General features: G+C 69.8%; 21 protein-coding genes and 4 pseudogenes. 9 read left to right on the forward strand and 16 right to left on the reverse strand.

Translation table 11 applies throughout. The features are described 5' to 3' along the window. Positions 1-502: 502 nt before the first annotated feature. Both J7I98_RS37840 and J7I98_RS37845 read left to right on the forward strand, forming a co-directional pair. A complete protein-coding gene (locus tag J7I98_RS37840; RefSeq protein ID WP_214929605.1) occupies positions 503-1066 on the forward strand; it encodes a GNAT family N-acetyltransferase in 564 nt (187 codons plus the stop codon). 199 nt (positions 1067-1265) lie between these two features. Further along, the gene (locus tag J7I98_RS37845; protein ID WP_214929606.1) at positions 1266-2102 is read left to right on the forward strand and encodes a hypothetical protein; all 837 of its coding nucleotides are present in this window, start codon (positions 1266-1268) and stop codon (positions 2100-2102) included. 70 nt (positions 2103-2172) lie between these two features. Here the strand turns inward: J7I98_RS37845 and J7I98_RS37850 are convergent, their stop codons facing one another. The 4 genes from J7I98_RS37850 to J7I98_RS37865 all read right to left on the reverse strand — a co-directional run bounded on the left by J7I98_RS37850 (position 2173) and on the right by J7I98_RS37865 (position 4676). Next, on the reverse strand, positions 2173-2382 hold the full coding sequence (locus J7I98_RS37850; protein WP_251021781.1) for a hypothetical protein: 210 nt from the start codon (positions 2380-2382) through the stop codon (positions 2173-2175). Positions 2383-2584: 202 nt separating this feature from the next. Further along, positions 2585-3451, reverse strand: a complete 867-nt coding sequence (locus J7I98_RS37855; protein ID WP_214929607.1) for a hypothetical protein — start codon at positions 3449-3451, stop codon at positions 2585-2587. Next, the gene (locus J7I98_RS37860) at positions 3448-4485 is read right to left on the reverse strand and encodes a hypothetical protein (protein ID WP_214929608.1); all 1038 of its coding nucleotides are present in this window, start codon (positions 4483-4485) and stop codon (positions 3448-3450) included. The genes J7I98_RS37855 and J7I98_RS37860 overlap by 4 nt, the downstream gene beginning before the upstream one ends. Then, a complete protein-coding gene (locus J7I98_RS37865) occupies positions 4482-4676 on the reverse strand; it encodes a hypothetical protein (RefSeq protein ID WP_214929609.1) in 195 nt (64 codons plus the stop codon). The genes J7I98_RS37860 and J7I98_RS37865 overlap by 4 nt, the downstream gene beginning before the upstream one ends. A 626-nt stretch (positions 4677-5302) precedes the next feature. On the opposite strand from J7I98_RS37865, the pseudogene J7I98_RS41890 reads away from it, so the two are divergent. After that, positions 5303-6100 (forward strand): annotated as a pseudogene (locus J7I98_RS41890) (serine hydrolase domain-containing protein); the annotation flags it as partial. A 60-nt stretch (positions 6101-6160) separates the two neighbouring features. Here the strand turns inward: J7I98_RS41890 and J7I98_RS37870 are convergent. The 6 genes and pseudogenes from J7I98_RS37870 to J7I98_RS37895 all read right to left on the reverse strand — a co-directional run. After that, a pseudogene (locus J7I98_RS37870) lies at positions 6161-7738 on the reverse strand (IS1182 family transposase); the annotation flags it as partial. A gap of 92 nt (positions 7739-7830) precedes the next feature. Continuing rightward, entirely contained in the window at positions 7831-8985 is a 1155-nt protein-coding gene (locus J7I98_RS37875; protein WP_214929611.1) for a PQQ-binding-like beta-propeller repeat protein, read from the reverse strand. 53 nt (positions 8986-9038) lie between these two features. Beyond that, complete coding sequence (locus J7I98_RS37880; protein WP_214929612.1) at positions 9039-10103, reverse strand: gluconolaconase; 1065 nt, start codon at positions 10101-10103, stop codon at positions 9039-9041. Positions 10104-10734: 631 nt separating this feature from the next. Further along, positions 10735-12273, reverse strand: coding sequence for a hypothetical protein (locus J7I98_RS37885; protein ID WP_214929613.1), 1539 nt, complete (start codon positions 12271-12273; stop codon positions 10735-10737). Next, complete coding sequence (locus J7I98_RS37890; protein WP_214929614.1) at positions 12273-13454, reverse strand: FAD-dependent monooxygenase; 1182 nt, start codon at positions 13452-13454, stop codon at positions 12273-12275. Before J7I98_RS37890 ends, J7I98_RS37885 begins: the two co-directional genes overlap by 1 nt. A gap of 254 nt (positions 13455-13708) precedes the next feature. Further along, a pseudogene (locus J7I98_RS37895) lies at positions 13709-13987 on the reverse strand (transposase); the annotation flags it as partial. Between the two features lie 46 nt (positions 13988-14033). Here J7I98_RS37895 and J7I98_RS42760 point away from each other — a divergent pair. Then, complete coding sequence (locus tag J7I98_RS42760) at positions 14034-14900, forward strand: DUF6262 family protein (RefSeq protein ID WP_308378076.1); 867 nt, start codon at positions 14034-14036, stop codon at positions 14898-14900. A 36-nt stretch (positions 14901-14936) separates the two neighbouring features. Here J7I98_RS42760 and J7I98_RS37910 read toward each other — a convergent pair whose 3' ends face one another. The 5 genes from J7I98_RS37910 to J7I98_RS37935 all read right to left on the reverse strand — a co-directional run bounded on the left by J7I98_RS37910 (position 14937) and on the right by J7I98_RS37935 (position 18932). Then, positions 14937-16043 (reverse strand): hypothetical protein, encoded by a 1107-nt coding sequence (locus J7I98_RS37910; protein WP_214929616.1) that lies wholly within the window; start codon positions 16041-16043, stop codon positions 14937-14939. Between the two features lie 252 nt (positions 16044-16295). Then, a complete protein-coding gene (locus J7I98_RS37915) occupies positions 16296-16451 on the reverse strand; it encodes a hypothetical protein (protein WP_214929632.1) in 156 nt (51 codons plus the stop codon). Then, entirely contained in the window at positions 16448-17125 is a 678-nt protein-coding gene (locus tag J7I98_RS37920) for a GGDEF domain-containing protein (RefSeq protein ID WP_214929617.1), read from the reverse strand. The genes J7I98_RS37915 and J7I98_RS37920 overlap by 4 nt, the downstream gene beginning before the upstream one ends. 506 nt (positions 17126-17631) lie before the next feature. Beyond that, positions 17632-18588, reverse strand: coding sequence for an ATP-binding protein (locus J7I98_RS37930; RefSeq protein ID WP_214929618.1), 957 nt, complete (start codon positions 18586-18588; stop codon positions 17632-17634). Beyond that, positions 18585-18932 carry a hypothetical protein gene (locus J7I98_RS37935; RefSeq protein WP_214929619.1) on the reverse strand — a complete coding sequence of 116 codons (348 nt, stop codon included), beginning with the start codon at positions 18930-18932 and terminating at the stop codon, positions 18585-18587. Before J7I98_RS37935 ends, J7I98_RS37930 begins: the two co-directional genes overlap by 4 nt. Positions 18933-19019: 87 nt before the next feature. Here J7I98_RS37935 and J7I98_RS41895 point away from each other — a divergent pair, with 87 nt between their 5' ends. The 5 genes and pseudogenes from J7I98_RS41895 (at position 19020) to J7I98_RS37960 (ending at position 23213) form a co-directional block, all read left to right on the forward strand. Further along, positions 19020-19367, forward strand: coding sequence for a hypothetical protein (locus tag J7I98_RS41895; protein WP_251021782.1), 348 nt, complete (start codon positions 19020-19022; stop codon positions 19365-19367). 603 nt (positions 19368-19970) lie between these two features. Next, positions 19971-20306, forward strand: a pseudogene (locus J7I98_RS37945) (SAM-dependent methyltransferase); the annotation flags it as partial. Between the two features lie 147 nt (positions 20307-20453). After that, positions 20454-21818 carry a hypothetical protein gene (locus tag J7I98_RS37950; RefSeq protein WP_214929620.1) on the forward strand — a complete coding sequence of 455 codons (1365 nt, stop codon included), beginning with the start codon at positions 20454-20456 and terminating at the stop codon, positions 21816-21818. A gap of 87 nt (positions 21819-21905) precedes the next feature. Further along, entirely contained in the window at positions 21906-22136 is a 231-nt protein-coding gene (locus J7I98_RS37955; RefSeq protein ID WP_214929621.1) for a hypothetical protein, read from the forward strand. Between the two features lie 39 nt (positions 22137-22175). Further along, positions 22176-23213, forward strand: a complete 1038-nt coding sequence (locus J7I98_RS37960) for a hypothetical protein (RefSeq protein ID WP_214929622.1) — start codon at positions 22176-22178, stop codon at positions 23211-23213. Positions 23214-23247: 34 nt separating this feature from the next. Here J7I98_RS37960 and J7I98_RS37965 read toward each other — a convergent pair whose 3' ends face one another. Further along, positions 23248-24312, reverse strand: a complete 1065-nt coding sequence (locus J7I98_RS37965) for a hypothetical protein (RefSeq protein WP_214929623.1) — start codon at positions 24310-24312, stop codon at positions 23248-23250. Positions 24313-24353: the final 41 nt, after the last annotated feature.

The raw sequence follows: 24353 nt of genomic DNA on the forward strand, positions 1-24353 counted from the left end.
CTCGCGTGCTCTCGTCCCCTCCCCCGCGCGCCCCCCTGGGCGGGGGCCGGCGGCGGGCCCCCCCCCTCGGCCCGCGCCCGCCTCCCCCCCCCCCCCCGCCACGCCCCATCCTGCCTTACCCCCCCCCCCCCCCCCCCCCCCCCCGGGCCCCGGCGCGTCAGCCGAAGGGGCACCGTCACTCGAGATCAATCTCACCGACCCGCACCGATCACCGGCAGGACTCTCTGCTGTCCGTCCGGGTGAAGCTACGACGTCCAGCCGCTAACCGCGCGTCAGACTCCGCCGGGGTGAGGCGGCCAGGGTCTCGGCGAACGGCGGTACAGCCGTTGGCCCTGAGAACGATCACGGTTGGCAGCGAAGAAACCCATGAGTCCAGCAGCGGCACGTACGAGGGACTGGGCAACCGCCTGCACCGAGTGCCAACCCGAGCCGCAGGACGGGACCCGAGGGACAATACGAGGGGCGGGACTCACGGAGCGGTACCGCCCGCGAGGAGAAGGTCATGACGGTTCAGCTCGGCAAGGGCATCACCCTTGAGGGGTACGACGTCGGGAAGACCCAAGACGTCGCCAGCCTCAGAATCATGTACACGGACTACCTCCTTGAGGAGTTCGAGCGCATCAAGGAGCTCGCCTTCGGCAACCCTGTCGCCGACTACCTCACCACCATGTTCATCCAGGTCAACGGCGAGAACGCGGGCTTCCTGTCGCTCGACCCCAACAATTACGCGGTGGAGGTCATCTACGTGAAGCCCGACTTCCGACACCGTGGCCTGGCCACCCTGGCTCTGCAAGAGACCAACCGCAACTGCCCGGTGACACTGTCGCTGAAGACGCCGCTGTCACCCGGCGGCGAAGCACTTGCCGATCAGCTCGGCCTGGACCTCGCCCGCAACTTCCCCGGTGAGGAGGCCAGGAACCAGGAAGCCCTGCTGACGATAGCGGAGTCCGTCCGAGCCGCGTGCCGGCACAAGCAGAGGAGCGGAGACCCACGCAAGCTGTGCCCGCGCTGCTACCGGTTGGGCCTGCGCCGCTACGCCGACCGGGTCATCGACAAGCACATGTAGCGGCGAGCAGGACAGTCAGGATCGGCGCGCTGGCGCCGGGCGCGCCTGGACCTGTCTCCCGCCGATGTCCCCCGCCGGGCGGTCCACTGACTCCCCGTAGTCTTCCTTGATCTTCGGCGCGTGTTCCGTTAGGTCTGGTGGTCCGGCCGGGGTGGGTGACCACCGTGGTTGCGTATCGGGATCCACTTGAGGGGAAGCCGTGGACGGTGCCGGTAGGGAGTTCCCGTCGGGGTTCGACCAGGAGTTCGTCAGTCAGGAAGGCCATCGCGGCTACTTCGGCAGGAATGTGCTGAAGGGACTGGTGGACGGGATGGAAGGTTTCCTGGAGGAGAAGCGGCGCACTCCGGGATTCCGAAGCATGGGGCCGGCGGCGCTGTGCGGGTTCCTGTGGCTCGATGATCCTGAGCTGGCCGCCTGCCTCGCACGGTTCGACAACGTGTGCGTGGTCGTCTCCAAGCAGGGCCGCAGCGCTCGGGACTTGGCGAAGCTGGGCAAACTGAAGCCTCTCGCGGACGGTGACAACGGGATCCTGGCCAGTGCCTTCGCCGGGCTCACCGGTCTGGACTGGCGGACGGACGGCCGCGCCACGGTGGTGGGGCCGGGGTCGTCGATGGCTGACCTGGTGATCCCGCCGGTACGCACGATCGGATTCCGTAAGAAGGCGGACCTGGTACCGATCCTCCACACGAAGATCGTTCTGCTCGGCGAGATGTGGTGGTACGACGAAGACGGTATGGGTGGGGTCGCCGACGTCACCGGCTTCAGGCCGGAACGGCTGTGGGTGGGGAGCACGAACGGTACGGCAAGGTCCAGGAAGAGCCTGGAGTTCGGGATGTGGCTCGACGATCCGCAGGCTCTGCAAGCCGCAGAGGCCTTCCTCGTCCAGCTGATGGCACACTCCGAAGCCCTCGATCCGGACAGTGACGTGTTCGAGCCGGAAATGTTGCCCGTGGAGTTCGACGACGATGCGTTCGCCAGCTATGTCGCGGAGTTCACGCCTGAGCGGGACGAAGACGACGGGGGGCCGCTCGTATAGCTAACGGCAACCATGTAGCGGTGAGGGACGCACCCCCGCGTTCCCTTGCCGTAGTGATACGGGCGTCTGGTCAGGCGGCCAGGCCCAGGAAGCGGGTCGGGTTCTGGTTCCAGGGGACCTTCTTGCGGCGGTAGGCGTCGAAGGCGGTGCTGCGCAGGGAGTGCCGCGAGTGCAGGGCGACCGTCTCGGGCGGGTTGCCGGCGGCCAGAGCCTGCTGGATCCAGCCGCGGCGGAAGCTGTGGCCGGTGATACGGCGGACGGCGGCCCGTGCCGCACGCACGCTCGCACGCCAGGCCTTGAGGACGCCGTTGGCCTCTTCAGCGGTGGGCGCGGCGTCGGCGGCCGCGAACGCCTCCTGCTTCGCCCGGGCGGCGGCGGCGCGCTCTTCGGGGGAGGCAGCCGGAGTGAGCCGGGCAGCGCGGGCGGCGGTCTTGATGATGTCGTTGACGGTGTCGGCGGTGATGCCGCCGCGGCGGCGGTCGTCAGCGGGTGGGCGTGCCGGCGGCCTTGGCGCCGATGTTGCCGTGCCGGTCGATGCGGCGCAGCAGCGGGCCGGGGGTGAGCTGGCCGTCGTCGGCGAGGACGTCGAGCCATTCGCGCAAGGCGTGGACGGGGCACAGTTCCTCGTCGGCGGGGGCCAGGATGCGCACCTCCTGCCCGCGCGCGGCCTGGTCGGCCTTGGACCGGCGGATCTTGATGATCAAGGCCGGGTGGGACTTCTTGTTGCCGTTCTCGTCCTCGATCTGCACGGTGCGGATCTTGGCGTCGTGCAGGTTGAGGCGGGCGGGCTCGCTGGCGCGGGCGGCCATCCACCAGGCGATAAGCAGGACAGCGGCGTCCCGTTTGCCGCGCGCCGTGGTGCGGTCCAGGGTGCGCACCACGAGGCGCAGTTCGTCCAGGTCGACGGCGTCGGCCTGGAGCGGGCCGGGCTCCACCAGGGGGTCGTCGGCCTCCTCGCCGGCGCGATGGCGGATGACGAGCTGGCAGGCCTTGATCTCCTTGTCCGACAGCGGCGTGCCCTGGATGGCGCGCATGGCGCGCAGCGTGCTGAAGTGGGCCTCGATGGAGGTCGCGGGGTGCCCGCGGTCGCCGAGGTCGGAGAGGTAGGACAGCACCGCGTTGGGCTCGTCCTCGGCCCAGTCGTAGGTGGCGCACCACAGGGCGTACGAACGCCAGCGGGTGGCCCGGGCGTTGCGGGAGCTGCGCGGGACGGCGTTAGTGAGCTTGCGGGCGGCCGAGGCCGAGATCCGCTCGCCGGTCGCGGAGACGATGTCCGGCTCGGCGCGGCGCCGGCGCCGGACGGCTGGGGCGCGGCCGGGCCCGGCGGGGACGAGTTCGCTGGACGTCATGACGCGGACTCCTCGGTCGCGGTGCGGATAGTTGCGAAGTCAGGGGCGTATTCGAGGCAGGCGGAGCACTTCGCAGCCTCCGCGTCGGAGAGCATCAGAGCCCCGCAGGCCAGGCAAGGGGTGAACTCCCTGTCCGTGAAGTCGCCCGCGCAGGAGAAGCACAGCCGACGCTGCGTCGAAGCCGCGGTGACGGCTCCCATGACCAACGCACGGGTGAGAGCCGGGCAGTCGGTACACCACTGGATGAAGCTGCCCGGTGCCGGATAATCGTCGCGTTCCTGACCGAGCACGATCCAGGAGTACTCCGCAGCGGCCTTGTCTGCCGCGTCCGGTTCCTGCCAGGTCTTGAGGCAGAACCGGCAGGCCGGACGCGCATCGGCGGCCAGCACCAGGGCCGGCTGGGCGCACTGCGGGCAGACGACGGTGGTGTCCGCCACCTGCGCCAGGCCGGCACGCAGATCGTTCATGCGGGTCCTGACGTACGCCTCGATGCCGCGGAGCTGTGCGCGCACCACCGTCAGGGTCTGCTCGGCGTCGGCCTTGTGCTCCGGGTCCAGTCCGGGCAGCAGGTGGGTGGTGAGGAAGGGCAGCAGGAAGTTGAGGACGTCGGCGGCGCGGGCCTCGACCGCTCCTGCCGACTGGGTGAGTCCGTAGTGCATCAGGGCGTTGCGGTCGCGGGCGAGTTTGGCGACCGCGTCGATGCTCTTCTGCGGCATGTCGAGTCCGACGATGTTCGTCAGGCGGGTGAAGGCGGCCGTGGTGGTGCAGCTGGTGAAGTCTGCGCTGTCGAACTTCGCCCGGGTGGCAGTGGCGGGCTCGTCGAAGACCAGGGACCAGTGCTCCTGCTGGAGCCGGGCTTTGAGCAGGACCTCGGTGCCGGCCTGGAGGTGGAGCACGGCGTACTTCAGTGCGCGGGCGTCGGGCGCGGTGCCCGGCTCGGTGGCCAGGCGGCCGACCACGTCGAGCAGGTAGTCCAGGCCGTTGACGACGAGCGGGTAGCGCAGGGCGGGCCGCGGGTCGGGACGGTTGCTCATCCGGCGCCGCCCGCCAGGGTGGGGACGAGTCCGCGTGACATCGTGCCAGCCGCGCCTACTGACGGCGCGGTCTTCGCGGCGGGGACGCCGGACACGCCGCACTCGGCGCCGCGCCAGTTGCGGTGCGCGGCGTGCGAGGCGACGTTGCCGCACGGTTCGTCGGGCACCGGCTGCCAGATCCTCACCGTCATCTGCTCCCCCGCTCCTCTCAGGCCGCTTCACCGAAGTTCTTGCATGAGCCGGATACCTGCGGACGCTGCTTGTCGTGTCCCCTGCGATTTCTGATTCCGGCTAAGACCGACCGGCATTAGGCGTCCGAGAGGTGGGGCGGGCATCAGCGGGCATGGGTCCGCGTGAGTATTGAGTTCTCTACGCTCAGTCGTCAACTACGGCCACGGGCGTGCGTCGTACGGCGCGCCATCGACGCCTTGTCGCCCTTCCTGCAGTTCGTCGGGATGACGCGGTCTGATCAGCCCCGCCCGGGTCTCGGCAACGTTGGTCAGGGCCTCGCCATGCACGGACTTAGCGAGGGACAGGACGGTGAAGGATGGGGACAGCCCCCGTATAACCCGGGTGTCAGCAGGATGGGCGACTGGTGCGGCGGCCCGGCACGCTGGGGCAGGAACGGCACAGGCAATAGAAGTAGGAGCAATCGGTGAATGCACGTGCGCGGGCCGCAGCACTGTGGGCGGGGATTTGTGCGGTGGCGGTATCAGGGGTCTTCCCGGCGGCCGCGGCGGAGCGTGCGGCGGCCTCGCCGCCCGCCGCCCTCAAGGAGGCCATCGAGCAGACGGTCGCGGACGGATTCCCGGGTGTCGTGGCGTATGCCAGGCACGGAGAGCGGGAGTCACGGATGGCGGCCGGGCTCGCGGACACGGCGAGCGGCGAGCGAGCCCGGCCGGACCAGCGCTTCCGGATTGCCAGTAACACCAAGGCATTTGTGTCGACGGTGCTTCTGCAGCTGGAGGGCGAAGGACGGCTCTCGCTCGACGACAGCGTGGAGAAATGGCTGCCCGGCGTGGTCCAGGGAAACGGCAACGTCGGGAGCGCCATCACCGTCCGGCAACTGCTCAACCACACCTCGGGCATCTACGACCCCACCACGGAGCCGGAGTTCTTCGCCCCCTACCTGGAGCGCCACGAATGGGGCTACGTCTACACCCCTCGCGAGGTGATCGCCCGCGCCGTCCGACACGAGCCGCACTTCGCGCCCGGCCGCGGCTGGAAGTACTCCAATACCAACTACCTACTCGCCGGTCTGGTGATCGAGGCAGTCACACGTCACAGCGCGCCCTCCGAAATTCATCGGCGGATTCTCGCCCCGCTCGGCCTGAAGGACACCTCCTTCCCGCTGACCGACCCGGCCATTCACGGCCCTCATCTGCACGGTTACGACCTCACGGGACGCGATGTGACCCGATTCAGCCCGTCGTACGACTGGACCGCCGGCGCCATGATCTCCACGGTCAACGACCTGGCCCGTTTCCACCGGGCCCTGTTCACCGGCAAGCTGCTGCGTCCCGCCCAGCAGCGCGAACTCCTGACCACGGTGCAGTTCCCCGACGCGCCGGCGTACGGACTCGGCGTGCAGCGCATGGACGTGCCATGCGGCTCGGAGCCGGACACCAAGCCGATCAGTGTCTGGGAGACCGACGGCAGCGGGGGAGCGGCGCAGGCCGTGGGCTCGGACGTTCTGCGAGAGGGTGGCTTCGATGCCGGCACGGATCGCGTAGCGGTGCTGCCAGTCTTCGGTGGTCTGGTCGAGTCTGTTGTGCATCTGGATCTCGTGGAGTTTTCGGGTGGGCAGCAGGGTGAGGGCCCGGGATCGGGTGGCGGAGGTGGTGCACTGCGGGCGGACCGGGCAGGCCAGGCAGTCGGCCTTGGCGAACTTAACCTGGATGTAGTCGTGTCCGCTGATCCGCAGAGGTCTCCACTCCCGGCTGACCGCGCCCTGGGGGCAGGTGGCCTGCTGGCGGTCCCAGTCGACGGGGAAGGCCGATTTGGCGAAGCCCGAGCCGGCCTTGGCCTGGCGGCTGTGGTCGGGGACCACCGGGCCGAGCAGTGTGATGCTGTGCACCCGAGCGGCCCGTTCGATGTGCGCCGGGGTGATGTAGCCGGCGTCGACGACGTGCTCGCGGGGCAGTAACTCCCGCTCGGCGAGGTCGTCATGGATGGTTCCGGTCATCTCGACGTCCTGCACGGTGGAGTGCGTCGTGGCCACGTGGACCACCAGTTCGGGGCGCTGTTCGTCGCAGGACTCGGTCAGATGGACGCGGTAGCCGCTCCAGGCGGTGTCTCGTTTGACGCAATAGTGCGCATCCGTGTCGTAGGGGGAGTCGAAGCGCAGGTGAGCCGGGGGCAGGGCGTGCCCGTCCCGCCAGCGCAGGCGCCCGCGGGCGTCCCAGTAGTAGTGATGGACCCACACTTGGCGGAGGATCTCCACCTGCGGCAGCAGACGCAGGTGAGGCGGGGCGGACGTGGCCCAGACAGCGGCGAGGATCGTCTGGCCGTCCCGGCCGGTCTGCTCGGCCCGCCCGGTCACCGCCGGTTTCCCGCCCGGCAGCTTGCCGATCTCCACCCGGCGTCCGTACCGTTTGCCCCATTCCGGCTCGATCAGGGGCCGCAGCCAGTCCGGGTCGGCCTCGGCCAGCTCCTCCAGTGCCGCCCGCAGCGTCTCCCCGACCAGTTCCAAACGGCTGAGGAAGCGGACTGCGGCCAGCACATGGGTGGCGTCGGTGCGCTGCCGCCCGCCGGGCTTGAGCAGTCCGGCCTCCTTCAGGCGCTGCAGCATGACCTCCAGCAGCCGGTCGGCGGTGCCGTCTTCGGCCAGCCGGGCCCGAAACTCGCACAGCACCGAGTAGTCGAACCCGGGATCATCCATTTCCAGGCCCAGTGCGTACTTCCAGTCGATCCTGGTCCGCACCGCGTCCGCCGCAGCCCGGTCGGAGAGGTTCTCCGCGAACTGCAGCACCGACACCAGCGCCAGTTGCCCCGGCGCCAGGCACCGCCTGCCGTCCGTGGGATACAGCCCGGCGAACTCCTCATCCTCGAACAGCACATCCAGCCGGTCCCTGATCAGCATCGCCGGTGTGCCCTTCGGGCACGCCGCCCGCGCTGTCCGCACCGTCCTGACCGGGATCCTCTGATGACTCTCCGGCCGCAGCGACATCGCGACCACCCCCACCGCCGACACCACCCCGCTCCCAACCAGCCAACCACCCACCGGCCCAGGCGTCAGCACCCCCGCCAACATCACCAACAGAGTCCCGGTATTGAGGCTAGGAGCATGCCACGGGCGGGCATGGGCGACGACTTGCCCATGCCCGCCCGGCCGTGAAGGACGCCCTACGCCGCGACCTTGCCGACGCCGCCCATGGGCTGGGTGTCGCGTTGGGTGATCTGCCAGAGCTGGGTCTCACGGTTGCTGACGTAGATCTGGCCGTTGGCGGTGTCCAGTGCGAGGCCTTCGCAGGTCGCCAGGCCGCTGGCCACCACGCGCTGCGAGCCGTCGGCCAGGGTGATCTCGTACAGGCGGCCGTTCAGGTGGTCGATGGTGAACGCCTTGCCGTCGCCGGTGAGTTCCACGCGAATGGTGCTCGCCCCGGGGAGGTTGGTCACGAGGCGCTTCGCCCCGTCGGCCAGGCTGACCTCGTACAGGTTGCCGCCGTGGTCCCTCTGGCCGACGTACGCCTTGCCCTTGCCGTCCAGCGCCACTGCGGAGACGCCGACCGGCAGGCCGGTGGCGACCGTGGTCTTCTGCCCGTTCTGCAGGTCGACCGCGACCAGCTTCCCCTCGCTGTGGCTGACGACGTAGGCCTTGCCCGCTCCGTCCAGCGCGAGGCCGTACGCGCCCGGGACACTGGCGACCGTGCTGGAGGTGCCGGTGGACAGGTCCACCGCGAGCAGGCGCGCGCCGTAGTCGGTGGTGTAGGCCTTGCCCTTCCGGTCCAGCTTCACATCGCCTATGTCGCCCAGGCTGCTCGCGACCACGCGCTGCGCGCCGGTGGCGATCTTCACCGCGGACAGCTTCTGGCCGCCCCGGTCGGCGACGTACGCCGTGTTCTGCGACGGGTCCACCGCGAGGCCCTCGGACGTGCCCAGGCCCGTCGTGATGAGGGCGAAGCTCCGCCTGGTGGCCATGAGCTTCGACAGGTCTTCGAGCTTCGGCATGTCGTCCTCGCCGATGCTCACCTTCGGCGGTCCGGCCGCCTTCAGGGTCGACGAGGCCATGGCGGACGTCGAGGCGGGGTCCTCGGAGACCTGACGCTGATCGGCGGACGCGTCGTGGAATTTCTGGAAGAGGGGATTGAGGAAACCCATGACGTCGAACGCCCCGTGCGCCGTCTGGCGCACGAGCCACGGGTCGCGCTCACTCTCCATTTTGCGGACGGCTTCCGAGACGTCGCCGGCCCCGGGGGTGTCCTTGTTGAGCGCTTCAGCGGACTGTTTGGCGGAGTCGGCTCCGCTGCCGCCGCCGTCGAAGATGTTTCCGAATGACACGAGAGTTCCTCCTGATGTGGCTGTTCTGGCCTGCCCGGTGGGTGGTCGCCTTTTCAGAGAGGCTGTTTCTGGCTCTCGTAGTCGAGTGTCTCGGGCTGGAAGACCCGGTGTTCCCCGGTGCGGACGGCCACGATTTCGGCCGACCCCTTCTGCATGAACCTCTTGCCTTCATCGGCCAGGTCGAAGTTGCTGCGGTCCTCGACGGAGTCGCCGAGTTTCCATGCGACGACCCGGGAGTACTTCGGCTCCTTGGCCTGCGGGGGAGTTCCCCTGACCTCCACCGACTGCGGGTAGTACAAGGCGACCCAACCGCCGAAGGTGACCGGGAATTCGTAGTCGAACTGCCTCACCTGGCGGCGGGTCGTGGCCATGACGTCCGCCCGGCTCATCACTTCCAGGCTGACCGACGACTGGTGTTTCCATTCGGTGGTCAGCGAACCGCTGACGGAGGCGGTGACGCCGAGCAGCAGGTCCGCCCACAGCTCACCGGTGCCCGTGGCGGTAGTCGTGGCTGTCGTCGTGCTCGTCGCCTCCGTCTGGGACTCCTGGTCGACGCCCTGATTGTCCTTGCTGTTCTTCAGGGTGGTCTTCTGGTACTGCTGCATCGCCATGCTCTTCTGCATCTCCTGCTGCAGCGATGCGATGGATTTCGCCCCGAAGGTGAGCTTCACCTCGCCTTGGAGCGACCAGCTGACGGTGTTCGAGATGGAGAACTCGACCGTGTCCGTCACGGTTATTTTGACGGGGTCGGTTCCGTTGATGTACGTCTGCTTGGAGATCATGTCGGGCGGGGGCTGCGTGATGTCGCTCCGCTCTTCGACGACGGGCACGCCCATGTTCATGAACGCGCGCCACCCGCGCTCCTGCGCCGTCTTCTCGTCCTCGGGAAACTCGCCGTAGCGCTTCTTGTTCAACGAGAACCCGATGGGGCTGATCGGCTCTCCCCCTCCTTCGGGGGTCCTCTTCAGCGCGCCCCGCTGCTTGTTCCGCTCCAGGATGGCTTCGGCCTTGGCCGGGATTTCGAGCTCGTCCTGGTTCCGCGCGGTGAGCGGGTGGCGCATGAACACGTCGTTGATATAGGCCTTGCCCACATCACTCTTCGCGCTTTTCTCCGACATGTACCTGAGGCCTCCCTGAGTCGCGGAAATGAATGATTTTTCCGGTGCACGGTGAAACTACGCGGCCGGTGCAAGATGATCATCGAGCGGAAATGGCCATGGGATGAAAATCGGACAACCCCCTTTCCACCTGCGGGGATCGCCTTTTCGGCGAGGGGTGGACCGGCCTGTCCCCAGCGGCGTGGGACGTCCGGTGTGGCCGGATCCGTGGTCTCGAGCCGCTTGCGGGGCCGGGGGCGGTCGGGAAGTGGCGGGGATGTGCCGTTGCCGGGGATGCGCCGCTCTCGCGGGTGTGCGCCGGTGCGAGCCGGCGGCGCGTCGGGCCGTACGCGCGCGGGTCGGGTCGGGTCGTCCACGCCTAGTAGGGCTTGGGCAGGTTCATTTGCCGGTGGCGTGTCCGTTTGATCGGGTGTGTCGTTGACCGGTTTGTGACACCTGAGGAGTTGGGTGAAGTCCGGTGCCGTCTGGAGGACTTCGCGGCGGATGTACGACGCCGCCCGCTCGCTCTCGCCGACGATCGGACCCTTCGCCGGGGCCCAGAAGGCCAACCACGTACAGTTGCCAGTCCGGTGGATGGGGGGCGTCCGAGTCGTCCATGCGCTCATGGTCGAGCGCTCGCCGGGGCGGCCCGTCAGTCCTTCGGCCTCGCCGGCGCCTTGGCGCAGAGGTACGGACGCGCGAGCAGCAGACCGGTGCCGGTCATGGCGATGCCGAAGTAGACCGGCGCAAGGTGGATGAAGTCGGTGTAGTGGATCGCGCCGTGCACCACGACAGCCGGCAGGAAGCCGGCGGCCGCCGCCGCGGCCAGGGTCCAGAAGACCCAGGTCTCGCCCCGCCGCCAGCCCCATGCGCTGAGGAGAGTGATCGCCACCGCGGCCGACATCAGGGCGCCGCCGAACCCCGCGCGGTCGTGGGCGACGAAGGGCACGAGCCGGGGACTGACCGCTTCCAGCGTCTGCGTACTGGTGCCCAGGAAGGCCAGGTCGGTCGGCACGAAGACGCCCGTCAGACCGACCCCCGAGATCACCGCTCCGCCGACGAACAGCCCGGTTCCCGTGACAATCAGCAGCAACTGGCCGACCAGCGCCCGCCGCCGCTCCGGCTCCGGCCCCTCGGGCGCCAGCCGCCACCGTGGAGCGTGCGGGGCGCGCCGGACTCCGGCCACGAACATCGGGAACAGCACGATCGCGGTGGCCGTGTGCAGGGGTTCCACGAAGCCGGTCGCCAGGAAGTAGAACAAGGTGGGGAAGCCGATCGCCCCCGACAGCAGATACACCTCGCGGGCCCAGGGCCAGCCGCGTCTGATCCCGCCCACCGCGAGGCCGGTGTAGAGGGCGCCGATGGCCACCATCGTGCCGGCCATGGTGATCCGGTCGTGCTGGAGGAAGTGCACGAGGTGGTGGTTGGCGGCATGCAGCTCGTGCATCGTCATGCCGAGGTAGTCGCGGTCGTACCAGAGCAGCACCGGCCCGAGCGTGATCGCCGCGGCGCCGAGTCCGGCGCCCGTCATACCGAGCCCTACGAGCAGCGCCCACCACCAGGCGGGCCAGCGGCGCGGATCGCGGCCGACGTCCCGGAGCACCGGAGCGGGCGCGGTGGGCGTGGCCGCCTCGACGACCCGGGCGAACCATCCGGGTCCGGCCGCGACGAGCACCCTGGGCCGGACGAGTACGACGGTCTGGGGCTCCTCCAGCTCGGTGGCCGCTGCGGTGACCGACGGGTCGGTGACATGCGCCACGTGCGGGTCATCATCGCTGGTGAACCCGTCGACGTGGGATTTGAGGGCGTCCTCGGCCTCCGGGTCGCAGGCCCGGACGACCACCGGGATCGAACGGCCGGCAGCCGCCTCGCGTACGGTCTCGACGTCGGCCGCCGAGACCGGCGCCACCTCGACCACACCGGCCCCCAGCGGGGCCATGGCACGTATCGCCTTATGGGCGAGCGAGGGTGGGACGGATATGCCGAGCCGGACGGCCACGGGCACGCCGGCGATCTCACTGGCGAGCCGCGCCGGCGGATGACGGTGACCGAAACCCCGGGCGATCAGCCGGGCGCCGGTGGGGCGGGAGCCGATCGAGGCCAGCAGCCGCAGTGCGGTGAGCTGCGAACGGCGTACGCCGAGGACAGCGGCGGCCGCGCCGCGCAGGGGGTGATACGTCCAGTCCGGCATCAGTGGCTCTCGTTTTCTGTCGCGGTCACCGGCTCACCGGGCGCGGTCCAGCCGAGCACCGGCGTCATGGAACGCAGCGTCGCCCGCGTCGGCGTCAGCCGGGCGGCAGTGTCGCGCAGCAGCACCGCGGGCGGCCACGACAGCTGGCCGACTGCGCCGAGCAGGGCGGAGCGGCGCGCGATGGCCTGGGTCCGCGGGCGGCGCAGCAGGTCGTACGAGCGCAGCGCGGCGGGCACGTCCAGGGTGGCGTCGAGACAGTGGGCGAGGGTGACCGCGTCCTCCAGCGCCTGGCACGCGCCCTGGCCCAGATTAGGGGTCATGGCATGGGCCGCGTCGCCCAGCAGCGCGACCCGGCCGCGGACGAAGGAGGGCAGCGGCGGCAGATCGTACAGGTCGTGCCGGATCACGGCCTCCTCGGGGACGGCGGCCAGCAGGGTGGGGATCGGGTCCGGCCAGGATCCGAACCGGCGCAGCAGTTCGGCGTACTCGGACGGACCGGCTGCCGCTCCCGGCGGCAGTGACGCGGTCGCGAAGCAGTACATCCGGCCGCCCGGCAGCGCCGTGTACCCGAAGCGCTCCCCCCGGCCCCAGGTCGCCGCGCCCTCGGAGGGCGGGTAGGCGAGGGGCTCGGTGACCATGCGCCAGGCCGTGTAACCGGCGTACCGGGGTCCGGCCGCGTCCGGCCACAGGGCGCGGCGTACCGCGCTGCGCAGCCCGTCGGCGCCGACCACGAGGTCAGGCCGGGACTCGCCCCCGCGGTGCACGACGACCGGGCCGTGCCCGTCGTCGCGGACCGCGGACACCTCGCTACCCGCCCGCAGGCAGTCGGCGGGCAGCGCCTCGGTGAGCGCCCGCAACAGGTCCGCGCGGTGCAGCACCGCCAGGGGATGGCCGAAGCGGCGCCCCAGCTCCGCGTTGTCCGTACGGGACAGCCAGCGGCCCCGGCGGTCGCGTACGCCGCCTGTGGCCTCGACGGCGCCGAGTGCCCGGACGGCGTCGGCCAGGCCGAGCACCTCAAGCGCGTGCAGCGCGTTCGGCCACAGGGAGATGCCGGCGCCGATCTCAGTGAACTCCGGGGCCCGTTCCAGCACCTCGACGCGCCAGCCCCGGCGATGCAGGGCGATGGCCGCCGCGAGCCCGCCGATCCCGCCGCCGACGATGGTCGCGGCGCGCTGCGGCATGGGTCCTCGCTCTGGGTTCGGGGGCGCCGCCCCCGGTCAAGTGGCCGTCGACCTGGTGCCCGAGCGGCATGCGACGCGACGCAGGTCCGGCTGAGCAGCGCCTCATAGCAACATGTCGACAGGCGCCTGTCAATGTGCCGAGGGGCGGACCGGCCAGGTTGGTATCGCCGTGGGTATGTCGCGGTGACAGGTGGGGCAGGCGCCGGTCCAGAGGACGAGGAGTAACTGCATCTCGCGGACGACCTGGTAGAGGGTCAGGCCGGCGCCGTTTCTTTTGGGGTCCGGGCCAGTCGCTGGAGTGTGCAGAAGGCGTGGGCGGCGGAGACGAGGGTGACGTGGTGGTGCCAGCCATTGAAGGTGCGGCCCTCGAAGTGGGCCAGGCCCAGGGCCTGTTTCATCTCGCGGTAGTCGTGCTCGATCCGCCAGCGGAGCTTGGCCAGCCGAACGAGCGTGGTGAGCGGGATGTCGTCGGGCAGGTTGGAGAGCCGGAACTGCACCGGCTCCGGCTCGGCGGCGGGCCATTCTGCCAGCAGCCAGCACCTGGCCACCCGGATGATCAACGCCGACGTTCCCCAGCCTGTGATCCAGAACCTGCTCGATCACCTGTCACCGGCCATGACCGCCATCTACGCCAAGCTCCACGACAAGACGCTCCGGCGGCACTGGGAGAACGCCCTCAAGGTCAACCACGAGGGGCGGGAGGCAGAGATCTCCGCCGACCATCCCCTCGCCGGGGCGGCCTGGGCGAAGATGAGCCTGGTCCGCGCGAAGGTGACGCTGCCCAACGGCTACTGCGGAGCCCCGGTACAGACCGACTGCGAGTATGCCAACCCCTGCCTGGACTGCCGGTTCTTCATCACCACCGGCGACTTCCTCCAGCAGCACCGCCAGCAGCGGCAGGAGACCAGCGAACTCATCGCCCAGGCCGAGGAAGCCGGGCTCGCCCGGGTCGCGGAGAAGAACCACCGCACCCTCGGCAAGCTCGACACGATCATCAGCGCACTCGAAGGGCCGCCGAGAACCAGGTCGTTGTCGGCGGCCAGGTGGAGGACGTCGATGCCGCCAGCTGACAACACCGCCGCACTGGCCGAGGCCACCCGGCGTCGGAGCGAGCGCGCCCGCCGCGACGCCGAGAAGGCCATCTCAGCAGCCCACCGCACCGGCAACCGCACCAGCTTCGCGGCGATCGCGAAGGCGGCTGGCGTTTCAAGATCGTGGCTATACACCCAGCCCGATCTCGTGGCCGCAATCCGGCAGCTGCAGGACCGGCAGCCCGCCACCGAGCGAACCGGGTCACAGCCCGCGTCGGTCGCCTCCGTTCAGCGACGGCTGGAGACCGCGCTCGCGCGAATCAAGAAGCTGCGAGCGGAGAACAGCGACCTCGCCGGGCGGCTGGAGACCGCATACGGAGAGATCCGCAGGCTCCGTGGCGTCTCTCCTGGATAGGTCAGAGATTGGGCATCGGCGCCTTCCGCCAGTCGGCTAGAAGAGGCCGGTGCGCATGTGCTGCGTGAAGTTCTCGAGGATCTCGCGCAGCCACGGGCTGCGGACGGCCGGCAGCCGGACCAGGGCGTGCTGAAACGTTCCCGGGTCGGCTCGGAACAGGTAATTGGGGCGCGGCGGGAGCGGGTCGTCGCGGAGGACGTCGTCAGGTACGCGGCCCGACGCGGGAACCGGTAGATGCGGCTGGGGGAAGGCCAGCCAGAGCCACACCCCGAACGGCAGCGGCACCGGGTATGCCGATGTAGCCGGGTTGGCGGGGGTCCAGGTCTGACCCGTCTGCGGATGGACCGGCACGAGGAGGATGTCGACGCCCGCGTCGGGGGCTGGCAGTCCTGGTCCAGCCAGAACTGCCAGCCGCTCCTGCGGACCTGCGGGCAGTAGGGCGTCGAGGGCGCGTTGGAACACTTCCTCGATCAGGCCGTTCGGGACGGTCACCGGCTGTCCCTCGGAAGCCGCCAGTAGGTGGGCGAGCGCCCGGCCGGCTGCCGCCTCCCATTGTGGGCTCCATGACCAGTAGTGGCTCGACCCAAGCCGTGGCCCCCACGTGGCAATCGGCTCGAACGGGGGTGTGCTTTTCCCCTCCTCCGTCAGCTCCTCCCAGGAGAGCGGTTCGGCGTCGGCATCGTCGACGAGGAGGCGGTGCACGGCGTTTGGGGCGAGCCACACCGCCTGCCAGAGCGAGCAGTCGTCGATCCTGGTCGCCACGGCCAGGCCGCATGCCTCGCAGGCCATGTTGGGGCCGTCGGCCCCGTCGAGGCCGCAGCAGGCGCCGCCGCGCTTCTCGGGGATCAGCAGGGTGCCGCGGATATCTCCGGGTGCGACGACGCCCGCGTCGGGCGCACCGTCGGACAGGGCGTAGACCGGCGCGTACACACCGCGGGCCGCCGCCTCGTCCGGATCGATCTCTTCCCACTTGCGCCACGGCGGCCCCCAAGGTTCCGGGTCCACGGCGAAGGTCCCCGACTCCATGAGCACCGGGAGCTGGATCCCGTTCCCGTACTTCTGATGGGCGTGGGCCGGAAGGGAGACCCGGGACAACGGGACGGTCAACTCAGCGCCGCACCCCGCACACACGAAAACGAACAAAGGTCCTCCGCCCGGGAAACAGAGGCATCGTCGCAGCTCGGTGGCAGCCCGCCAACGTGTTTTTCGTCCGTCTCGGGGCCAGAGCGCCGCCACGGTCGTTGGAGCATCAGCACGAGCGGGTGGCAGTCGTGAACCGGCAAGCAGGCTGAAACCCCGGAGTGAGTTCCGGGGCTTCAGCCTGACGCGACTCAAGGGCTGCGCTCCGTCGATCGTTCGTAGGTCAAGTACATGTCCTTGACGCGAACGGGCTGGTCAGATGCTGTGCTCACCACTCAAGCTAGACATAACGGTGGCCTTGGGGCGGTTCTCGATCGTCTTGGCCCCGGTCAGGATGGCTGTGGTCCACGGCTGCTTGATGCTGATGCCGCGGATCCAGTCGTCTTCGGGGATGGCGGTGGTGGGGCTCATGCGGCTCGCCCCCACACGGCCGTACCTGGGCGGCTGGCCCTGCGCCCGTTGATGGACGGCACCGTGGTGTGCTGCGTCGTGGCGAGGATCGCGCGGCCGGAGTGCTTGCCGTCGTAGAGAGCGATGTCGGCGCTCCGCTGGAGCTGCGTCAGGTCGCGGGTGCCGATCACGTCCGGGGTCGCGGCGCCGACCGAGGCGGCGACGTCGACGGTGCGGCCGTCGTCCAGAGCGACCGGCGTGTGCAGCATCCGCACCAGCTGCTCCAGGCGGTGCGCGCAGCGGTCGGCGGGCAGCTCCAGGACGGTCGCGAACTCATCGCCACCGAGCCTGCCGACGGACGCGCGCGGGCCTGCCCAGGCGGTGAGCCGGGCCGCGATCGCCACGAGCACGGCGTCCCCGGCCGCGTGGCCCATCGAGTCGTTCACGGCCTTGAAGTGGTCGGCGTCGAGCATCACGACGGCCACGTCGTCGCCGTGGCGGCGCAGGATCTGCTGGGCACGGGCGGTGTACGCGTCGCGGCGCAGCAGTCCGGTGAGCGGGTCCTTCTTCGTGGCGGCGAGGCGCCGGTGCAACGCGATGGCGTGGACGGCCCAGCCGGTCAGCGGGAGAGCCGTTGTGGTCAGTAAGAGGGTGCGCTGCCCGATCCGGGCCTGTACGTGCAGGGTGGAGGACATACTGGTGTCTCCGTCTCGTCTCGTACGGGATGTGGGCCCGGGGCAGCCGTCGAAGCCGGTCAAGCAGAGCGGCTGTCCCGGGGCAGAGCTACAGCTCGAAGTCGCTGACGCGGACCCAGATGAACGGGTCGTTCCAGCGGCCGGCTTGGCCCGGCCCACCATGGCAGCCGACCAGTCGAGCTCCCAGCCGGGCCGGTAGCCGCAGGCCCCCCAGCCGTCCGGCCGCCCGTGGGGAATCTCGAGTCCGGCCTCCCGCGCGGCGCGTGCCGCGTCGTAGACCTCGTGCGCGGCCTGTACGGCGGCGCTGCGGCTGTCGGCCTGGCCGGTGAAGACGTGCACCCCGCTCAGGCCGGGCATCTCGGTGCTCCGTATCGGGACGTCGACCTCGAAATAGGGAAGGTCATGACGTCCAACTCCTCTCGTGCTCGCGGTGGTGAGGGACCACCGCGACCGCCCCGACCCCGGCGCGTTGGCCGGGGTCGGGGCAGCACGGAGTGTCCGTCAGCTCATCCGTGGACCGCTTCCAGGGCCTGTGCTAGGTCGGCGCGGCCTTCGGGGTCGTCGTCCTGGTCGTCGTCCACAGGGTCGGCGTGGACGGTGCAGACGATGTCCGGGTCGTTGTCCATCTCGCCGGTCAGCGCGCGGTACAGATCGGTGACCGAGTCACCCGCCCAGGCGAGGCCAGCGCATTCGTCTTCGAAGGGGCAGGGCAGCAGGACGTCGAAGCCGAAGTCCCCCGCCCCGTCGACGTCATCGCGGTACGCCAGGGTGAGGTACTGCTGTCCGAGGCGGACCTGTCCGACGCGGTCCCTGCCCGTCACGAGGTCGGAGCCGGGCTTCCACCGCCACAGCGGCAGGATCTCCGAGCCGAAGTACCGGCGGACCAGGAGCAGGTCGCCCAGGCCGTCGCTGCCGTCCCGTCCGAGGTCGGCTTCGCGGGCCTCGAACAGGCTTCGAAGGAACGGCTCCAGGCGGTAGAGGCTGTCGGCGAACAGCACCTCGTTGAAGCCCTCGGAGAGCAGCGCCGGGTGGGAGTGGACCATCGCCTTGTGCTGGGAGCGGACCGTGTCCTCCGGCACGCTCCGGTTCGCCGGGCGCCGGCCCTGCCGCTCGACACACACGTCGGCCGGCGTCGAGACCATGACCGCGACGGTGCGCATCCCGTGGCGCTTCGCGGCGGCGACCAGCGGCGCCCTGGCATCGCGGGTGACGTTCGTCGCGTCGATCACCGTCGTGGCCTTGCGGGCCATCCGGCGCTCCAGGAGCAGGTGCAGGACATCGACCGCGTCGGCGGTCGCCTCCTGGCAGCCGGGGTCGTCACTCACCGCGCCGCGCAGGGCATCGAGCGAGAGGACCTGGGACGCGGGCCAGGTGCGGGCCAGCGTGCTTTTACCGGCCCCGGAGGCGCCGATGAGCACCACCAGCGCGTTCTTTCCGAGTCCGAAGTCGAACAGCTGGGTCATGCGGGATCTCCTTGCGGTTCGAGGGCGCGGGCTGCCCAGATCAGGCGCATCCCGGCGTTGTCGGTGATCAGGGCGGTGGCCTCGTGCAGCGGGCACGAGGCGTCGCCGTCGCGGTCGGGCTCGATCTGCTCGGCTCGCTGCGCGGCGACGGTGGCCAGCTGCGCGAGGAACGCCATGAACCCGCCGGGCGGGTCGGTGTCCTCGATGAGCTCGCGCAGGATCGCGGCGAGCTCCTGGTCGACGTCGTCGGCGGTGAGGTCGTCCTGGATCTGCTGGAGGGCCAGGGAGGCGATGCCGACCGAGGCACGGACACGCTCCAGGCGCGTACGGGACCGGGCAGTCACCGGCTGGACGCCTTCGTGGTGGCGATGAGGACGGCGACGGTCTCCCAGCCGTGGCGCCACGAGCTGTCGAGGTGGAAAGCGCCATTCATGCCGAAGTCAGCCAGCTTGTGGAAGCTGCTCTTGCCGGTCTTGTCGGCGAGCTTCTCCAGAACGCTGGCCCGGTACCCGGCGGTCCGCGATGTAGTGCGTGCCGAGGGACAGGGCGAGCGCGGCCGCGGCCGCACCGGGGTGAAAGCGACTCCGTCCGACGAGGAGATCAAACGCATCCGCACACTGATCCGCCGCGTCGAAACCGATCTCGACGGGCTCACCGACGACGAACGCGAACAGATCAAGGACGCCACCCAGACCCTGCGCAAGTCCCGCACCATCTCCCTGGGCATGCCCGGAACCCGTCCGCCCGAGCCGGACCTGCGGCTGGAGCGTGACGCGTGAGCACATCACCGAACCACCTGACCCGAGCGCGGGCCGCGGACTCCGACCGTCGACGAAACCGAGTGTTCAAAGCCCTCGACCAACTGACTGCCGCCGGCGAGGAGATCAGCATCTCCTCGGTCGCCCGCGCCGCCGGCGTCCACCGCAGCCTGATTCACCGCCACGGAGACCTGCACGCGGCCGTCATCGCCCGCGCGGGCGAACCCCCGCCCGGCACGACCGCCGGACCGCAGGTCAGCCGCAAGTCGCTGCTGGCCGACGTCGCGAACCTCACGGGGGCCAGACAGCTTGGGAATCCTCCGGCCTCGGCGCCCCAGCCGACATCGAGACGCTCACACGCCGCACCACCGAGTCGGCACGGGCCTCTGCGGGAGTTCGTACGCACCGGTGACATCCGAGGCCTGCGGGGCTACCTGATAGTGGTGGCAGCTTGCAGTGCGAAGAACGACGACGGCTGGACGACCACGCATGACAGCGCCGTCTGGGCGCGGCTGATGGACATCCACGCGCACGCGACGGAGCAGGCTGCCCGGACGGGTGCCTGGCGCACGCTGCGTCGGCTGGAGAAGCGGGGACTCGTCACCTGTACACGTCGCCGTGGCCGACCCGCAGGACTGGCAGACGCTGGCCGACTCGATCGCCACACTGGTGGGGGAGCGCGGACGGGCCTTTGTGGTGGAGCTCGCGGAGGCGGCCGGGCAGCAGCTGATGGCCCTGGCGAAGGGCCCTGCGGGGCCGCCGCCCAAACTCCAGCCGGTGTTCCGCCATGGCATCGCGCCCGGGGCGGTGGCCGACGCGGAGGTGCCGGAATTCTTCCGGAACGCCGGGCTCGAAGTGCTCGCGAGCGGTGAACTGCCGCTCACGACAACGGAGTACACACCGGACGGCTCACGGATCGAACTGCCCTCGAAGTGGCTGGTCATTGGCCGCGATGGGTGATGCGACAGGTCTGATCGACAGATAGCTCACAGATTCGGCCAGGAGGTGCCGCGCCGTGTCGTGGTCGTGCCAAAATGCCCCGAGCTAAAAGTGGTTGTTCGACTGCCTCGCATCGGACTCATTCGCGGAAGGCACCGGGGACCGCACATGGCACGGCATCCGCTGACGCTGCTCCGAGCGTCGGTCAACCTGTCCCACCCCGCTTACGCGCGGCTGGTCGCCGAGACTCACGCCGACCTGGGTTTCGGGCACATGGCCGCGCGCCGCGAGAAGGTCTCGCGCTGGGAATCCGGACGGACGGTGCCGGAGCTCACCGCACAGATCGCCATCGCGCACATCCACCAGGTTCCCGAGGAGGCGGTGACGCGGCTCGGCTGGCCGTACTGGCTGCACTTGGCGACCAGCGACGCTGCCTTGCTGACCAGCCCGTGGACCCCCGATGGGGCCATCGACGTCCTGCATGGCACGGCGCGGCGCGCCGACGCGGAACCACGTTCCTATCTCGCCGTGACCGGATCCGCCGTCGCTTCCCTGTCCAGGGCCTCTCTTGCCGCCGTGGCCGATTGGCAGCCGCCGCCTGCCCGCGACGGACGCCGCGTCGCCCCCGACACCGCAGCCTGGATCGAGACCCGAATCGAGGCCTTGGAAGCGGTGGAACCGCCGGTCAGCCCGGCGGTCCTCTACCCGGCGGCCCGCGCGGAGTTCCGGCTGATCACCGGACTCCTGGCGGGCAGCGGCTACGACCGGAAGACCGGGACCTGGCTCTTCCTCCTCGCCGCGCGCGCCGCCGCCCTGTGCGGATGGTTCAGCGATGCTCTGGGAGAGGAGGCCCGGGGGGAACGGTACTATCTGGCTGCAATCCGCGCCGCCACGACCGCAGGTGCGCGCCGGTGGGCATCCGTCTATCTGAGCAACCTGGCCGCCAGTCATCTCGCAGTCGGCGACCCCAGGGACGCGGTCCCATTGATCGGTGCCGCACGAGCCATCGCCCGGCGCCCCTCACCCCGCCTCACGGCCGCCTTGTACATCCGAGAGGCCCGCACTCACGCCCGCCTCGGAGAGGCGGCTGCCAGCACCCGGGCCCTCGATCATGCCGCCAGCACCCTGGCCGCCGGCCCGGGCGACTGGGATCCGACGATCGACCCGTTCGTCGGGAACGTCGACGAGGACTGGTTGGCCAGATCCACCGGAATAACCTGGCTTCAAATCGGCCGGCCCGAGCGGGCGCTGCGTCACTTCACCACACTGCTCGACGACGGCCCCTCGTCGCATGTGCCCACCCTTCCCTTCCTGCCTCTCGCCAGGGATCTGCTGCATGTTGTCGACGCGCAGATAGCGCTCGGCGAGTTGGAGGCCGCCGTCCACAGCGCTGGCAGGGCCGTGGCCGTGTTCGGCAGCCTGCCCATCGGCCTTCTCCGCCGGTACCGGCAACGATTCGCCCCCCATCGCGGCGTCCCCGCCGTACGGGACCTCTTCGATCTCCTGGAAGAACAGCCCCTCTCGTCCGTGTGAGCGTCGCGGAAGACCGCGTCTTTGGTTTCGGAGGAGTCCTCCCACAGGTGGCTACGGCAGACTTTCGTCCGCGTCAGGGTTTCACCCATGACACATATCCCGGCCGACTGGCCCGAAGACTCCGTCGCCGCAGGTCCTGAAACAGGCGGCTCGTGGGTGGACATGCACCTCGACGTACCGATACGCGGTCCGCTGCCAGGCCCTGTCGCCGAGGCCGCCGCGTACTCGTGCCTCGACTACGAAATTTCTTATCCCGTGAGCACAAAACCGGCGGCGCGTAAGTGGCGGCGCGCCATGCTGTGGTCATCGGGCCGGTGAGGTCGTAACCAGCCGTTGTACGCAGAAGGTCGGTGCTGGATGTATTCATCTCTGGGCTTCAGATCCGCGCATGAACCTGTTCCCGATTCCTTGTTGATGCGGGAGGTCCAGGATGGTCGCCTGGGTGCGTTCCGCCGCATCTATCGACGCCACTATTCAGCGGTGAGCGCATACGCGATCCACTGCGCGGATGGCCCCGTGGGCGCCTACCTGCTGGCCTGCCGGGCCTTCGCCGAGCTACTGCAGCGGATACTGGAGGGGGAGCCCCATCTCGAACGCCGGCTCGCCGGGTGTCTTCGGCTCCAGCTGCTGAGCAGTGTGCGTATCGCGGCGGTGAGCCGATGCGCCGGCGACAGCGAGCAGGTCTCACCGCGGTTCCGCCAGTGGGTCGCCCAGGGCGCTCGCTGGTCCATGGAGGACAACCTCCACCTCGCACTCGCCTGGGAGAATCTCCCAGCGGACACGCGATGCTTGTTGTGGCACACGATGGCGGACAGGGACAACCCGGACTTGGTGTCTGCGGTGACGGGCGTTCCTTCCAGACTGATCGACGACACTCGCATCGAGGGCCTGAACAGGCTGCGGCAGATTCGGGTGAGTCTTTATCTGGATCGGCTGGAGCGACCGGATTGCCGGGCCGCGGTCGAGGAGCTGATGGCTCAGCTGCCCGCCCTCAGGCTCGGGGACGCGTTGCGGCACGCCGGCGTGTGCGCCGCGTGCCGCGAAGTGTTCAATGACGTGATCCACCTGGACACTCGCCTGGAAAAGCAGCTGCCGTCACAGCTGCTGGGCTGGTGGCCCGGAAGCGAATACCTGAATGTCAAGTCCTCCATTCACGGTCCCGTGACCGATCCGCCATTCCTGGATCACACCATGCGAACGACGCTTTCGGCGACGCGGCCGCGGGGTTCCTCGCGGGGGCGCGGTGCGGTGGGCGGCGGGCTCAGAAGCGCTCTTGTCATCGCTGCTTTCGTGGTCGGCGTGGCGGCCGGCTATGCGTCGTATTCGGCGTCCGCCGCGCAGGATGCTGAATACGACGCACCGGCCCACCCCTGGCACACGGCGTCACCGCGGTGAACGCCCTCTGGGCAACGGCGCCCGGCCGGCGTGATCAGACGCCGGGCGCCAGGGCCGCCGCAATCGCCTCCAGGGCCATGGGGCCCGGTGTGTGGTGCAGGCGCTCCAGGACGTCCCCGGGCACGATCTCTTCGGCCAGGAGATAGCAATAGGCGTCGGAAGCGCCGCGCGGGACATGGGCTGCCACGACGGCCGCTGACGGTTCGGGCCAGCCGCGAGGGTCGCCGCCGGCCCACCCGGGCACGGCGATGATGATCGCCCACCGCTGTCCGCCGTCGTCGTGGACATATCGTTCCAGGCTGCCCAGCGGGAGGTTGTCGACCGTGTGTTCTCCTCCTGTGAACAGCGTCCAGCCCGCCGCGAGTTGGGGCCGGGCCTGGTAGAGCGCCGTGCGGCTGCCGTAGAGGCGCGGTGGCGCGGCCGTGTGCCGCAATGTGCCGTCGAGCCATTGTTGGTACAGCGGGTCGGCGACGGGCCGCCAGGTGTGAAAGGCAGGATGCTTGGACATCTCGCTGAAGATGACCCGCGCGTAATGTGAGGTATCGGTCAGTTCTTCGGCGAGGTAGCGCCCCGCGACCCGCAGTCCGTCGTCTCCGCGGCCGGGCTGGGCGACCTGTCCCGCGTGCGATGCCGCGGCGAGGTGCGGGCCGATCGCCCTCGCCGCGCTCTCGGCGCACACCGCAGCTTCGGCGCGGATGCTGCAAGCGGCGTGGGCCCATGCCAAGCGCCCGACGCGACCCGCCGTCGGCGTAGCCCGGCTCTCCGCCGCCTGCGCCGGTGACAGACACTCGATCTCGACTCGCAGCACGTTTGCGGCGTGTACGGCGCCGATGCCGCACGTACGCACCCATCGCATGAGGTCCTGGTCGACGTTCTGCTGATAGTTCAGCCAAGCGCGGTTCAGTCTTCTGTGGGGCGCCTGCGCCGAGTGGGCGAGCCGGTCCAACTGGCGCACCCAGCGACGGGCTTCGGCCAGGCTCGGCCCGTCATGGAACTCCGCCGGAGCCCCGTGGCGAGTGTCGGGGCGCAGCGACTGGTGCAGCCGTAGGCCCAGTTCAGGGTCGCTCAGGTTGAGCAGCGCGTGGTTGGGCTTGCGCAAGCCCGACGGGAGACCGACCATCGGTGGGGCGGTGGGTTTGG

This window comes from Streptomyces sp. ISL-98, from assembly GCF_018614055.1.
Taxonomy (GTDB): Bacteria; Actinomycetota; Actinomycetes; order Streptomycetales; family Streptomycetaceae; genus Streptomyces; species Streptomyces spiramyceticus.

What these genes read in the sequence shown, in the direction of transcription:
- J7I98_RS37950 (WP_214929620.1), top strand. Translation starts at nt 20,454, where the DNA reads ATGGCACGGCATCCGCTGACGCTGCTCCGAGCGTCGGTCAACCTGTCC.
- J7I98_RS37955 (WP_214929621.1), top strand. Translation starts at nt 21,906, where the DNA reads ATGACACATATCCCGGCCGACTGGCCCGAAGACTCCGTCGCCGCAGGT.
- J7I98_RS37860 (WP_214929608.1), bottom strand. Translation starts at nt 4,485, where the DNA reads ATGAGCAACCGTCCCGACCCGCGGCCCGCCCTGCGCTACCCGCTCGTC.
- J7I98_RS37865 (WP_214929609.1), bottom strand. Translation starts at nt 4,676, where the DNA reads ATGACGGTGAGGATCTGGCAGCCGGTGCCCGACGAACCGTGCGGCAAC.
- J7I98_RS37885 (WP_214929613.1), bottom strand. Translation starts at nt 12,273, where the DNA reads ATGCCGGACTGGACGTATCACCCCCTGCGCGGCGCGGCCGCCGCTGTC.
- J7I98_RS37920 (WP_214929617.1), bottom strand. Translation starts at nt 17,125, where the DNA reads ATGTCCTCCACCCTGCACGTACAGGCCCGGATCGGGCAGCGCACCCTC.
- J7I98_RS37855 (WP_214929607.1), bottom strand. Translation starts at nt 3,451, where the DNA reads ATGACGTCCAGCGAACTCGTCCCCGCCGGGCCCGGCCGCGCCCCAGCC.
- J7I98_RS37915 (WP_214929632.1), bottom strand. Translation starts at nt 16,451, where the DNA reads ATGAGCCCCACCACCGCCATCCCCGAAGACGACTGGATCCGCGGCATC.
- J7I98_RS37890 (WP_214929614.1), bottom strand. Translation starts at nt 13,454, where the DNA reads ATGCCGCAGCGCGCCGCGACCATCGTCGGCGGCGGGATCGGCGGGCTC.
- J7I98_RS37880 (WP_214929612.1), bottom strand. Translation starts at nt 10,103, where the DNA reads ATGTCGGAGAAAAGCGCGAAGAGTGATGTGGGCAAGGCCTATATCAAC.
- J7I98_RS37840 (WP_214929605.1), top strand. Translation starts at nt 503, where the DNA reads ATGACGGTTCAGCTCGGCAAGGGCATCACCCTTGAGGGGTACGACGTC.
- J7I98_RS37960 (WP_214929622.1), top strand. Translation starts at nt 22,176, where the DNA reads ATGTATTCATCTCTGGGCTTCAGATCCGCGCATGAACCTGTTCCCGAT.
- J7I98_RS41895 (WP_251021782.1), top strand. Translation starts at nt 19,020, where the DNA reads ATGCCGAAGTCAGCCAGCTTGTGGAAGCTGCTCTTGCCGGTCTTGTCG.
- J7I98_RS37930 (WP_214929618.1), bottom strand. Translation starts at nt 18,588, where the DNA reads ATGACCCAGCTGTTCGACTTCGGACTCGGAAAGAACGCGCTGGTGGTG.